9 protein-coding genes are annotated in these 13392 nt (G+C 62.7%); 5 read left to right on the forward strand and 4 right to left on the reverse strand.

Annotated features, from left to right (window positions below; all coding sequences use genetic code 11):
• Positions 1-6 precede the first annotated feature (6 nt).
• The gene (locus J2X15_RS08805) at positions 7-984 is read right to left on the reverse strand and encodes a GMP reductase (RefSeq protein ID WP_310341637.1); all 978 of its coding nucleotides are present in this window, start codon (positions 982-984) and stop codon (positions 7-9) included.
• Between the two features lie 194 nt (positions 985-1178).
• Here J2X15_RS08805 and J2X15_RS08810 point away from each other — a divergent pair, with 194 nt between their 5' ends.
• The 4 genes from J2X15_RS08810 to J2X15_RS08825 all read left to right on the forward strand — a co-directional run bounded on the left by J2X15_RS08810 (position 1179) and on the right by J2X15_RS08825 (position 7783).
• Complete coding sequence (locus tag J2X15_RS08810; protein ID WP_310341639.1) at positions 1179-3590, forward strand: UvrD-helicase domain-containing protein; 2412 nt, start codon at positions 1179-1181, stop codon at positions 3588-3590.
• Positions 3591-3621: 31 nt separating this feature from the next.
• Positions 3622-3936, forward strand: coding sequence for an antibiotic biosynthesis monooxygenase family protein (locus J2X15_RS08815; protein ID WP_409034268.1), 315 nt, complete (start codon positions 3622-3624; stop codon positions 3934-3936).
• A 15-nt stretch (positions 3937-3951) separates the two neighbouring features.
• Positions 3952-5736 (forward strand): serine/threonine protein kinase, encoded by a 1785-nt coding sequence (locus J2X15_RS08820; protein ID WP_310341644.1) that lies wholly within the window; start codon positions 3952-3954, stop codon positions 5734-5736.
• 97 nt (positions 5737-5833) lie between these two features.
• Entirely contained in the window at positions 5834-7783 is a 1950-nt protein-coding gene (locus J2X15_RS08825) for a PhoX family protein (protein ID WP_310341645.1), read from the forward strand.
• Between the two features lie 63 nt (positions 7784-7846).
• Here J2X15_RS08825 and J2X15_RS08830 read toward each other — a convergent pair whose 3' ends face one another.
• From J2X15_RS08830 to J2X15_RS08840, 3 genes are read right to left on the reverse strand one after another with little or no spacing between them, the layout of a single operon-like run.
• On the reverse strand, positions 7847-8605 hold the full coding sequence (locus tag J2X15_RS08830) for a FecR family protein (RefSeq protein WP_310341648.1): 759 nt from the start codon (positions 8603-8605) through the stop codon (positions 7847-7849).
• The gene (locus J2X15_RS08835; protein WP_310341649.1) at positions 8577-9380 is read right to left on the reverse strand and encodes a BPSS1780 family membrane protein; all 804 of its coding nucleotides are present in this window, start codon (positions 9378-9380) and stop codon (positions 8577-8579) included. Before J2X15_RS08835 ends, J2X15_RS08830 begins: the two co-directional genes overlap by 29 nt.
• The gene (locus J2X15_RS08840; RefSeq protein WP_310341651.1) at positions 9377-10372 is read right to left on the reverse strand and encodes a homoserine kinase; all 996 of its coding nucleotides are present in this window, start codon (positions 10370-10372) and stop codon (positions 9377-9379) included. The genes J2X15_RS08835 and J2X15_RS08840 overlap by 4 nt, the downstream gene beginning before the upstream one ends.
• 132 nt (positions 10373-10504) lie before the next feature.
• Between J2X15_RS08840 and polA the strand changes: the two genes are divergently transcribed.
• Positions 10505-13333 (forward strand): DNA polymerase I, encoded by a 2829-nt coding sequence (gene polA / locus J2X15_RS08845; protein ID WP_310341653.1) that lies wholly within the window; start codon positions 10505-10507, stop codon positions 13331-13333.
• Positions 13334-13392: the final 59 nt, after the last annotated feature.

The following is a 13392-nucleotide window of genomic DNA, read 5'->3' on the forward strand; positions in this document are numbered from 1 at the left end:
CACGGCTTACATCAGCAAATGCTCGCCCGCGTTGTCACCGCCCAGCGTCACGTAGTTGACCTTGCGGATGTCCATGAGTTTTTTGCCGCCTGCATAGCTGATGGAGCTTTGCACGTCTTGCTCCATCTCCACCAGCGTCTCGGCCAGCTTGCCCTTGATGGGCTCCAAGATGCGCTTGCCTTCCACGTGTTTGTATTCGCCCTTGTTGAAGTCGCTGGCCGAGCCGTAGTACTCCTTGAACAGCGCGCCATCCACTTCCACGGTCTTGCCGGGCGATTCTTCGTGGCCTGCAAACAGCGAACCAATCATCACCATGCTGGCGCCAAAACGGATGCTCTTGGCAATGTCGCCATGGCTGCGGATGCCGCCGTCGGCAATGATGGGCTTGGTGGCCACGCGGGCACACCATTTCAGCGCGCTGAGTTGCCAGCCGCCCGTGCCAAAGCCGGTCTTGAGCTTGGTGATGCAGACCTTGCCCGGGCCCACGCCCACCTTGGTTGCATCCGCGCCCCAGTTTTCCAGGTCGATCACGGCCTCGGGCGTGGCCACATTGCCGGCAATGACGAAGCTGCCCGGCAGGTGCTTCTTCAGGTAGATGATCATGTCGCGCACGCTGTCGGCGTGGCCATGGGCGATGTCGATGGTGATGTACTCGGGCGTGACGCCCAGCGCCACCAGCTGGTCCACGGTGGCGTAGTCGGGTTTTTTGACGCCCAGCGAGATGGACGCAAACAGGCCCTTGGCGTGCATGGCCTGGGTGAACTGCACGTTGTCCAGGTCAAAGCGGTGCATCACGTAGAAATAGCCGTTCTGTGCCAGCCATTCGCAGATGGACTCGTCCACCACGGTCTTCATGTTGGCGGGGACGGCGGGGAGGCGGAATTTGCGGCTGCCCAGCTCGACGCTGGCATCGCATTCGGAACGGCTCTCCACCCGGCATTTGCGGGGCAGCAAGAGGATGTTGTCGTAGTCAAAAATTTCCATGGCCCAAGCTCCTATCCAAAGTTTTTCAGGTTCAAAAACACTGGGCGCTTGGACTGACACCGGCCATAAAAAAAACCGGGTGCCAATTGCTTGGGCCCGGTGCTTGATTCTAGGCGGGTTGGGGGCAGGGCGGTATATGGTTTTTTATATGGGTGCCAAACAGGCGGCGCGCTGCGCCTTTCTACAATCGGGGCATGCATTCCCTCGCCGCCCCTGGCAACACCTCCCCCCTGCTACACAACCTCAACCCCGAGCAACTGGCCGCCGTGACGCTGCCAGCCGAGCACGCACTCATCCTGGCGGGGGCCGGTTCGGGCAAGACCCGGGTGCTGACCACGCGCATTGCCTGGCTGCTGCAGAACGGCTACGTGTCACCCGGCGGCATTCTGGCGGTCACCTTTACCAACAAGGCGGCCAAGGAAATGAAGACGCGCCTGTCTGCCATGCTGCCGGTGAATGTGAATGGCATGTGGATTGGCACCTTCCACGGCCTGTGCAATCGTTTCCTGCGTGCGCACTACAAGAATGCGGGCCTGCCGCAGGCCTTCCAGATTCTGGACACGCAGGACCAGCTCAGTGCCATCAAACGCCTGTGCAAGCAGTACGACATCGACACGGAGCGCTTTCCGCCCAAACAGTTGGGCTGGTTCATCGGTAACTGCAAGGAAGAGGGTTTGCGCCCCAAGGACGTGGTGGCCAGCGACCCGGACACACGCAAGAAGGTCGAGGTCTACCAGCTCTACGAAGAGCAATGCCAGCGCGAAGGCGTGGTGGACTTTGGCGAACTGATGCTGCGCTCTTACGAATTGCTGCGTGACAACACGGCGATTCGTGAGCACTACCAACGGCGCTTTCGCCACATCCTGATCGACGAGTTTCAGGACACCAACAAGCTGCAGTACGCGTGGATCAAGATGATTGCGGGGCAGGGCAGCGATGGCCTGCTGAATGGCGGCGGAGGCGCCGTGTTGGCCGTGGGCGATGACGACCAGAGCATCTACGCCTTTCGCGGTGCACGCGTGGGCAACATGACGGACTTTGTGCGCGAGTTTGCCGTGCAGCGGCAAATCAAGCTGGAAGAGAATTACCGCAGTTACAGCAACATCCTGGACAGCGCCAATGCGCTGATCAGCCACAACAGCCGCCGCCTGGGCAAGAACCTGCGCACGGTGCAGGGCGCAGGCGAACCGGTGCGCGTGTACGAGGCACCCAGCGATTTTCTGGAAGCGCAGTGGATGGTGGATGAGATGAAGCAACTCATCCGGGACGATGTGGAGCGCAAAGAAATTGCGGTGCTCTACCGCAGCAATGCGCAGAGCCGGGTGATTGAAACCACGTTGTTCAACGCGGCCATTCCGTACCGCGTGTACGGTGGCCTGCGCTTCTTTGAGCGCGCCGAAATCAAGCATGCGCTGGCCTACCTGCGCCTGCTGGAGAATCCCAACGATGACACCAGCTTTCTGCGCGTGGTGAACTTTCCGGCGCGTGGTATTGGCACGCGTAGTATTGAGCAGTTGCAGGACCTGGCCAAGGCCACGGGTTGCTCGCTGCACGATGCGGTGAGCACGCTGAGCGGGCGGCCCGGCGCCGTGATTGCGGGTTTTGTGGCCAAGCTGGACGTGCTGCGCGAGCAGACCGCCGGCCTGAACCTGAAGGACATCATCAAGCTGATGCTGGAGAACAGTGGCCTGCTGGAGCACTACCGCAACGAGCGCGAAGGCGAAGACCGCGTGGAGAACTTGGACGAACTGGTCAACGCTGCCGAGAGCTTCGTGATGCAGGAAGGCTTTGGCCGCGAGGCACCCGGCATGACTGCGCTGGTGAGTTCACCCGAGGCACTGACACAAAGCCCCGCCAGCCAGGGCCTCAGCGGTGCAGCGCTGGACGCTGTGCCCGATGAATTTGGCGACACCGGCGAAACCCTCTCTCCCCTGCAAGCCTTCCTCACCCACGCGGCGCTGGAGGCCGGTGACAACATGGCCGCTGCGGGACAGGACGCGATCCAGCTCATGACCGTGCACAGCTCCAAGGGCCTGGAGTTTGACTGTGTGTTTATCACCGGCATGGAAGAGGGCCTGTTCCCGCACGAGAACTCCATGAGCGACCACGACGGGCTGGAGGAAGAGCGGCGACTGGCCTATGTGGCCATTACGCGTGCACGCAAGCGCCTGTACCTGAGCCATTCACAAACCCGCATGCTGCACGGGCAGACGCGTTTCAACCTCAAGAGCCGCTTCTTTGACGAACTGCCGGAAGAGTGCCTGAAGTACCTGACACCCAAGCAGCAGCCCATGCTGGCGGGTGGCGGTTTTGGCAGCAGTTGGGGCGGCGGCGGGTACGCTACAAATTCAGGAGCTGGCCGTGCATATTCTACGGGGGCTACAGGCCAGTTTGGCACTTATTCTGCGCCGCAGAAGGAAGTACCCCGCAAGGAAGAGCCTACCGGCCTGCGCAAGGGCCAGAAGGTCTTCCACACCAAATTTGGCGAGGGTACGGTGCTCACGCTGGAAGGTGCGGGCGACGACGCGCGCGCGCAGATCAACTTCCCGCGTCACGGCACCAAGTGGCTGGCGCTCAGTGTGGCCAAACTCACACCGGTTCCTTGAACACTGAACTTTCAGAAAGCATCCCATGAGCCTGGACATTGCCAACACCCCACCCGCGCCGTACTACGCGGTCATCTTCACCAGTCTGCGCACCGCCGTGGACGAGGGCTATGGCGACATGGCCGAGAAGATGGTGGCGCTGGTTGCCCAGCAGCCGGGTTTTCTGGGCGTGGAGTCTGCGCGCGATGGCGTGGGCATCACCGTGTCGTACTGGACCGACCTGGAATCCATCCGCGCTTGGAAGGCCAATGCCGAACACCAGGTGGCGCAACAACTGGGCCACGAGAAGTGGTACGCCGCGTTCAAGACCCGCATTGCGCGTGTGGAGCGCGATTACGCACTGTAAGCGACCGTTTTGCGCATGAGCGATTTCGCCCGGTCTCCCTCCCGCCCGTCCCTGCAGGTGGTAGCGGGGCGTTACCAGTTGCTGCGCAAGATCGGCAATGGCGGCATGGGGGCGGTGTACCTGGCCAAGCAAATCGGCGTGGGCAACCAGGTGGCGCTGAAGTTTTTGCCTGCCCATTTATCGGACGACCCGCAACTGCGCAAGCGCTTCGAGCGCGAGGCGGCGCTGAACCTGGAGGTAAACCATCCCGGTGCAGCCCAGTTGCTGGACACCGGCACCGATGTCGACGGCCAGCTCTACCTGGCCTTTGAGTACGTGGAGGGCGACGACCTCTCCACCTTGCTGGACCGGGAAGGCGCGCTCTCGTTTGACGACGCCATCACGCTCACGTGCAAGGTGGCCGAGGTGCTGGCCTTTGCCCATGCCAAGGGCGTGGTGCACCGGGATATCAAACCCGAGAACATCCGCGTGCGCCGTGATCTGGCGGGTCTGCACGTGAAGGTGCTGGACTTTGGCATTGCCCGCCTGATGGACGGGGTGGGCACCCAGCTCACGGCGGACGGCAGTGTGGCCGGAACGCCGCGCTACATGGCGCCGGAGCAGATTTCTGCAGGCACCATCGATGCCCGCGCGGATGTGTATGCATTGGGCCTGGTGCTGTTCGAGGCATTGAGCGGGCGCGAGGCCTTTACCCGTGACAGTACCTCGCAGCTGCTGTGGGCGCAGCTCCACGACCCGGTGCCCACGCTCATCGAGGTGCAGCCGCTGCGCGATTATCCGGCGCTGGACGCCGTGATTGCCCAGGCCTGTGCCAAGGCTCCAGAAGAGCGGTTTCTCAGCATGCAGGCCCTGGTGGCCGCGCTGCGTGGCCTGCAGTCGCCCCTGTGGTGGGGCGTACCCGTGGCGGTGCCGCGGCGGCCACGCGCCATGTTCAGCGGATCGGACGTGTCCGCCCGCGAGCCGGTGCAACTGCCGCGCCCTGGGCGTAAAACCTTTTTGCAGATTCGCGCCAGCGCCTGGGCGGCCATTGCGGTGGGCGTGTTGGCGGTGGGGCTGGCCAGCACCGCGCTGTGGGTGGCGCTGGACCAACGCAGTGCCCGCGCGCCCGTGGTGCAGCCGGCTGCCGCGGCCGTAGCTGCCGCGCCTGTAGTGGCCCCCGCGTCATTGCCTGTCAAACCAGCGGTACAGCCCCCTGGCAAAGTGGCGGTTACTCCCGCTCCTGCGATGGCCACCCCTGTCGCCACGGCCCCGACTGTTGCCGCTTCCTCCACCGGCGAGATGCCCGAATGCGTGCAGCTGGCCGTCTACGACACCCCGATGACGCGCATGACCGTGGCCCAGCTGGAACAGCAGGCTCGCAACGTCAAGTACATGGCGCCGTCAGTCATTGCCAACCAATTGCTGTCCATCAAAGCCCGTGCGGACAGTTTCCATCCCGATTCGCGAGAGTGCCTGTACCGTTCCATGCTGATCAGCATGGTGTTGAATGAAAAAGTGGTGCTGGCCTCAACCCCCGCGCTGTGGGGCCACAGCCGCAGCGTGCCCGAGCTGGAGCGCCTGTTCATGGAACAGCCTCTGCAGCAGGACTGGACCCCGGCCCAACGCAAGGACGTGCTGCACCAGATCGAAACGCTGTTCATTGCCAACATGCAAAAAGACGCCCCGGGCGACGATGTGTACTGGCGCCGCATGTACTACGGCCTGATCTTCATGTGCGAGGCCACCGGCGAGGCGCGTGAGAAAGCTGGCGCCAAGCGGGTGAGCGAAGGCAGTTGCCTCAAACTCAAGCCCACGGTCTAGCGATCGGTTTGGCGGCTTGCCACGGTTTGTTCACCAAACTGTCACATTGGGTTTCTAGGATGCGCTCTGTTTGTCCACCCTCGAACGGAAGCCTTTCATGTCGCACACCCCTTTGACCACCCGCCGCTCGGCGCTCAAATTCCTGGCCACGGCCCCCATGCTGCCATTGGGCGCGCTGGCCTCCAGCTCCCTCTTGGGTGGTTGCGCCACCACCAGCGCCGCCGGATCGAGCGCGCCATTTGCCTCTGCCGCTTTCAGTGCCATGGCAGCCCCTTCGCTGGCCAACCCTGCCGCCATGGCGACCACCACCGTGGCGTCCAGCCTGCAAGTGACCTTGCAAGACGGTAGCACCCGTGCCTACAAGCTGGCCTACGAGCCGTTCTTCATCACAGGCGACCGCGTGCCTGACGGCAATGGCGGCACCATGCTGGCTGGCGGCTATGTGGACATTCTGAACAAGCCCATCATCGACACCTCGGTACCCGGCAAAGAGCGCCAGTTTTTCTCGGACTGTCCGGACGGCACCTCGCTGCTGCAACTGCCCACCACCACCGTCAAGGGCATCAAGGGCAAGGCTGTGTTTGCCGTGGTGCAATTTGAGTACACCAATGCCGACCAGAGCGGTGCCGACGCCTACGGCACATTGCCATCCCCCATTGCCGTGCTGACACTGGACCAAGACCCTGCCACCGGCAAGCTCACGCTGGTGAAATACCACAACGTGGACACCTCGCAGGCGCAAGGTCTGTGGATCACCTGTGGCTCCAGCCTGTCCCCCTGGGGCACGCACTTGTCCAGCGAAGAGTACGAACCCGATGCCTTCTTCGTGGCCGAGAACAAGGTGTTCAAATCCTTCAGCAAAAACCTGTTTGGTGAAGAAAGCATCGCCAACCCCTACCACTATGGGCACCAGCCTGAAGTGACCGTGAACCCCGACGGCACGGGCACCTTGGTCAAGCACTACTGCATGGGTCGTCTCTCGCACGAGCTGATCCAGGTCATGCCCGACAACCGCACCGCGCTGATGGGCAACGATGCGACCAACAGCGGCCTGTTCATGTTCGTGGCCGACAAGGAAAAGACCCTGTCCGCCGGCACCTTGTATGTGGCCAAGCTGGGCGAGGGCTTCTCCATCGACCCTGCCGCACCCGGTACCAAACTCAGCTGGATCAAGCTGGGCCATGCGACTAGCGACGAGATTGAAAAACTCGCCAACAAGCTCAAGCCTACGGACATCATGGACGTGCGCAAGACGGATCCTAATGACGCCAGCTTCACCAAGATTTTTTACAACGGCGCGGCCAACTGGGTCAAGGTCAAGCCCGGCATGGAAAAGGCAGCCGCCTTCCTGGAAACCCAGCGCTACGCCTACCTCATGGGCGGCAGCATGGGCTTCACCAAGATGGAAGGCACTACTGTCAACATCAAAGACAAGATTGCCTACTCTGCGCTGCAGAACATCCAGGACTCCATGGTGAAAACCGGCAAGGGCTGGAACGCAGCCAGCGGCATTGCGCTGGACAAGCCGCTGATTGCCGGTGGCGTGATGGCCCATACCCTGAGTGCCGGCCAGAACGACCAGACCGGTGCCGCCATCAAGAGCGACTGGGTGCCCTCGCTGACCCGCGCGCTGCTGGTGGGTGAAGACATTGCGCCCGATGCGCTGGGCAACCGTGCCAACCCCGACCTGGTGTCCAACCCCGACAACCTGAAGTTCTCCGAGAAGCTGCGTACGCTGTTCATTGGCGAGGACAGCAGCACCCACGTGAACAACTTTGTCTGGGCCTACAACGTGGACACCAAGCAGCTCAGCCGCCTGATGTCCATGCCTTCGGGTGCCGAAGCGACGGGCCTGGGTGTGGTGGACGACCTGAATGGTTGGACCTACATCACCACCAACTTCCAGCACCCTGGTGACTGGCTGCCCGCGCTGCACGGCAAGGTGCAGGCCACGTTGGACCCGCTGGTGCGCGCCAACTACAAAAACCGCTTTGGTGCTGCGGTGGGTTACCTCACGGGTGCTCCTGTCGCCATCAAGCTGGGCTGAGCGGCAAGCCCGTGAACAAAAAAGCCGGGCAGTGCCCGGCTTTTTTTATGGAGAGAGATGCTTTCAGCGCCCCAGCATCTCTGCCGGGTGCATCTGGCCTTCCTTCTCTTCCATATAGCCTTTGCCGTCCTTCACGCCTTTTTTGCCGAGGATCTGCCAGGCGGTTTGCTGGTCCACCAGCTTGGCCAGGTATTCCAACTCTTCGTCGGTGTGGTTGATGGCCTTGGCCGGCGTCAGCATGCGGCCCTCCTTGGGCTGCACCTCGCCCCAGAAGGCCTGGTGGTAGCTGGAGCGGCTCACCGTTTTGTCGTTGCCAGCGGCCATTTCCACCGTGCCGTAGCAGTTGCAGAAGTAGCTGCGGTTGTCTTGGTTGGCGAAAATCTCGGTGTACACGCCGGTGCCGCGGATGCCGGCGGTCATGGTTGGGGTGATGATCTGGCGGCTGGTTCCCTTGCCCCAGACGCTGACCACTGCGCCGGTGATCATGCGCAGCACGCTGACTGCATTGAGGGTGGCGCCACGCTCCACGGTGATGCGCGAGTTCTGCCGCACATGAAACGCCGAACTGCCCACCACAAAGATCAGGCTGGAGCCCGGGCCGGTGACGATTTCGTCACCGGTTTGCACCGCTTGCTGCGCGCGCAGGCGGCTGCCATTCAGGGTGGCGTCACCCACCAGCTCGACAATATTGCTGCGCGACTGGGCCTGTGCCGCGGCAAAGCCGCCCATGGCGGTCCAACCTGCGGCAGCCTGCAGAAAGCCGCGGCGTTGGAACCACGACACCTCGGATTCGCTACGGCCTTGGAGGGAGTGTTGCGTCATTTGGATCTCCGGGAGTGACTTCAAACGAGTCTTGGAAGGTGAAATAGATCGACGTGAAAAACATGGCCGCCATGGCCAGGCCCGCAGGGAAGAGGATAGCCGTGATCAGCTCCGGGCTGCCCAAAATGGCCGCCACGATGGCCACCGTGAGGCCCATGGATAGGAACACCGCCATCCACACCAGCCCAAACAGAGTGAAGGCCCAGAAGTTCCGCAAACAGGCCACCATGCTGAAAAACAGGCTTTTGACGGGCGAGATGCCATGCCAATGCACCAGGGCCGGCGCGTGCCAGAACAGCAGCGACAGCGGCAGGTACAGCACCATGGCCACCAGGGCCGCGGTCTGAAAATCGCCTTGCTGCAGCACCTCGGCATTGAGCTCGCCGCCCAGCAGGTACAGGCTGGCAAATTTGCCACCGTCCACCAGGGCTGACACGCCCATCACCAGCAAAAAGCCCAGCGCATACAGAGCGCCCAACACCAGCATGGCACGCAGCTGCTGGCGCCCGGCCCGAAACGCGCTGACCAGCACGGTGGGCATGGGGAACTTGCCCTTGGTGGTTTCTTCGGTGGCGGCCATCAGGCCCAGCGTGGCAGCAGGCAGCAGCGCCAGTGCAATGGCATTGCCCAGCAATGGCACCAGGCTCAGCACCGACATGGCCGCCATGAACAGAAAGAACAGGCCCGTCAACGCGAGCGGCTGTCGGAAGAAAGTGCGTATGCCTTGGCGCACCCATTGCACCCCGCGGCCGGCTGGAACGAGTTGAAGTTTCATGCGGGGAGGGCGTCGGCGTTGTGCAGCTGTTGCAGCGTGAGCGGGTAGGCCACGCGCTGGCGCAGCACGCGTTCAAAGTGGGTGGGGTCGTGGGCTTGGAGCATGGAGGCCTCGCGGGGCAGGTGCCAGTCCCACAGCCGGGAGATCCAGAACCGCAGGGCTCCGGCACGCAGCATGGCGGGCAGCAGCTCGCGCTCTTGTGGGGTGAGCGGGCGCACGCTGGCGTAGGCATCCACAAACGCCGCGGAGCGCTCCAGATCGGCTGCGCCCGTGGGCAGGTCGATGCACCAGTCGTTCAGGCATACCGCCAGGTCAAACAGCCAGGCATCGGTGCCGGCAAAGTAAAAGTCGAAAAAACCACTCAGCGTGGGCACGCCGTCCACGGTGTCAAACATCACGTTGTCGCGGAACAGGTCGGCGTGGATGGCGCCGCGCGGCAGGGCGGTGTAAGCGCTTTGGCTGGCCACATGGTTTTGGTAGGCCAGCTCGGCCTGCAGCAGCTGGGCCTGGGCGGGCTCCAGGTGGGGCAGCACCACGGGCACGGTCTCGTTCCACCAGGGCAAGGCGCGCAGGTTGGGCTGCTGCATGCTGAAGTCGCGCCCGGCCAGGTGCATGCGCGCCAGCATGGCGCCCACCTGGCGGCAGTGGTCCACGCCGGGTGCCAGTTCGCTCTTGCCCTTCAGGCGGTTCACCACGGCGGCGGGCTTGCCGTTCAGGCTGTGCAGCACGTCGCCATCGCGGTTGGCAGCCGGATCGGGCACGGGAATGCCGTGGAAGGCCAAGTGTTTCATCAGCCGCAGGTAAAACGGCAACTGCTCCGCACTCAGTCGCTCGAACAGGGTCAGCACATAGGGCGCCTGGTCGGTGGTGACGAAGTAGTTGGTGTTTTCAATGCCCCCGGAGCAACCTTCCAGGGTTTGAAGGTTGCCCAGCTTAAGGGATGTGAGGAAAGTGCTGGCCTCGTCGAGCGAGACCTCTGTGTAAACCGCCATGAGGTAATTGTAGGGGGACACCCCGTGCAGCTTCGAGGCACAAATTCGTCGCCGGGCCGCCCCAAGACGAATTAGCCCCCTTGGGGGGCAGCGACCCGCGAAGCGGTGGAGCGTGGGGGCACAATACACAGGATGAGCGAACCCCGTAAAACCCTGCTGCTGGTCGATGGTTCCAGCTACCTGTACCGCGCCTTCTTTGCCGGTGGCGAGACCATGAGCATCACGTTGCCCGACGGCACGGTGCAAAAGACCGGCGCCATCCGCATCATGATCAACATGATGAACAGCCTGCGCAAGGAAGTGCCAGCCGACTACGTAGCCTGTGTGTTCGATGCCAAGGGCCCGACCTTCCGCGACGCCATCTACCCCGAGTACAAGGCCCACCGCGATCCCATGCCCGACGACCTGCGCAGCCAGATTGCACCCATCCATGAGGTGGTGCGCCACCTGGGCTGGACCGTGTTGGACGTACCCGGCGTCGAGGCCGACGACGTAATCGGCACGCTGGCCGTGTTGGCCGCGCAACAGGACTTTGATGTGGTGGTGAGCAGCGGCGACAAGGACCTGGCCCAGCTAGTGACCGAGCGCATCACCATCATCGACACCATGAACGGCAAGCGCCGCGACCTGGCCGGCGTGCAGGCCGAATTCGGCATACCCGCCCACCTGATGCTGGACTACCAGAACCTGGTGGGAGACACCGTGGACAACGTGCCTGGGGTACCCAAGGTGGGCCCGAAGACGGCCGTGAAGTGGCTGCTGGAATACGGTTCGCTGCAAGCCGTGGTGGAGAACGCGGACAAGATTGGCGGCGTGGTGGGCGAGAACCTGCGCAAAACGCTGGACTGGCTGCCCACGGGGCGCTCCTTGCTGACCATCAAGACTGACTGCGATTTGAAGGACTGGCTGCCGAGCCTGCCTGCTATGGATTCTGTAGCTGTCGGCGCAGAGAATACGAGGGCTCTGGTCGGTTTTTATGAAAAATACGGCTTCAAGGGCCTGGCCAAGGCAGCCGGTGCTGCCAGTGGTGGCGACGCTCCTGCGCTCGCGGTCAAGGCACCCAAAGCCTCCAAAGCGGCTGCCGCTGCGCCCGGACTGTTTGATGAGCCCGCCGAGGTTGGGGCTGATGCTGTGCCAGCGACGCCGCCCCGTGCCAGCAACCTGAACTACGACACCGTGCTGACCTGGGAGTCCTTTGACGCCTGGCTGGCCAAGCTGCAGTCGGCCGAGCTGGTGGCGCTGGACACCGAAACCACCTCGCTGGACGAAATGCGTGCCGAGATTGTGGGCATCAGCTTCAGCGTGGAGGTGGGTCACGCCGCCTACATTCCCGTGGCCCACCGCTACCCCGATGCGCCGGACCAGCTGAACCGCGAAGAGGTGCTGGCCAAACTCAAGCCCTGGCTGGAAAATCCGCAGGCCAAAAAGCTGGGCCAGCACATCAAATACGACCGCCATGTGTTTGCCAACCACGGCATTGAGGTGCAAGGCTATGCCCACGACACCATGCTGCAAAGCTATGTGCTGGAAGTGCACAAGCCCCACGGCCTCTCCAGCTTGGCCGAGCGCCACCTGGGCCGCAGCGGCATCAGCTTTGAAGACCTGTGCGGCAAGGGCGCCAACCAGATCAGCTTTGACCAGGTGGACATTGCCAAGGCCTCCGAATACTCCTGCGAAGACTCCGACCAGACGCTGGACGTGCACCTGGCGCTGTGGCCACAACTTGAAACCGACGACAAGCTGAAGTTCATCTACGAGCTGGAGATCGCCAGCAGCGAGGCGCTGTACCGCATCGAGCGCAATGGCGTGCTGATCGACGCGCCCACGCTGGCGGCGCAGAGCCACGAGTTGGGCCAGCGCATCCTGCAGCTGGAGACCGAGGCCTACGAGATTGCGGGCCAGCCCTTCAACCTCAGCAGCCCCAAGCAGTTGGGTGAAATCTTCTTCGACAAGCTGGGCATGCCCGTGGTCAAGAAGACCGCGACTGGCGCCCGTAGCACCGACGAAGAGGTGCTGGAGAAATTGGCCGAGGACTACCCCCTGCCGGCCAAGCTGCTGGAGCACCGCAGCCTGTCCAAGCTCAAGGGCACCTACACCGACAAGCTGGCCCTACTGGCGCTACCGCGTACGGGCCGCGTGCACACGCACTACGCGCAGGCCGTGGCGGTGACCGGCCGCTTGAGCAGCAATGACCCCAACCTGCAGAACATCCCCATCCGCACCGCAGAAGGCCGGCGCGTGCGCGAGGCCTTTGTGGCTGCGCCGGGCTGCGTCATTGCGAGTGCAGACTATTCGCAGATCGAGCTGCGCATCATGGCCCACATCAGTGGCGACGAGGCGCTGTTGCGCGCGTTTACCGATGGACTGGACGTGCACCGTGCCACCGCGGCCGAAGTGTTCGGCGTGGCGGTGGACCAGGTGAGCAGCGAGCAGCGTCGCTATGCCAAGGTCATCAATTTCGGCCTGATCTACGGCATGAGCGCGTTTGGCCTGGCGCGCAACTTAGGGATAGACAACACCGCGGCAAAAAACTACATCGCGCGCTACTTTGAGCGCTACCCCGGTGTGAAGCTCTACATGGAGTCCACCCGCGCGCTGGCCAAAGAGCAGGGCTATGTGGAAACCGTATTTGGCCGGCGCCTGCAGCTCGCGGGCATCCAGTCGGCCAAGGGTGCACTGCTGGCGGGGCTGGAGCGTGCGGCCATCAACGCGCCCATGCAGGGAACGGCCGCCGACCTGATCAAGCTCAGCATGGTGCAGGTGCAGCAAGTGCTTGACGCTCAGCACAGAGTGACCAAAATGATCATGCAAGTGCATGACGAACTGGTGTTCGAGGTGCCAGAGGCCGAGGTGGACTGGCTCAAAACCGAGATTCCGCGCCTCATGGCCGGCGTGGCGACCCTGAAGGTGCCCCTGCTGGCCGAGGTTGGGGTTGGCCCTAATTGGGACAAAGCCCATTAAGGGGGACGATGGGTTGGTCGGTAATCCGGTCAACGGTTGGAACATCGGTAACGAATAAG

The organism is Rhodoferax saidenbachensis, from assembly GCF_031457975.1.
GTDB classification, from domain to species: Bacteria; Pseudomonadota; Gammaproteobacteria; order Burkholderiales; family Burkholderiaceae_C; genus Allorhodoferax; species Allorhodoferax saidenbachensis_A.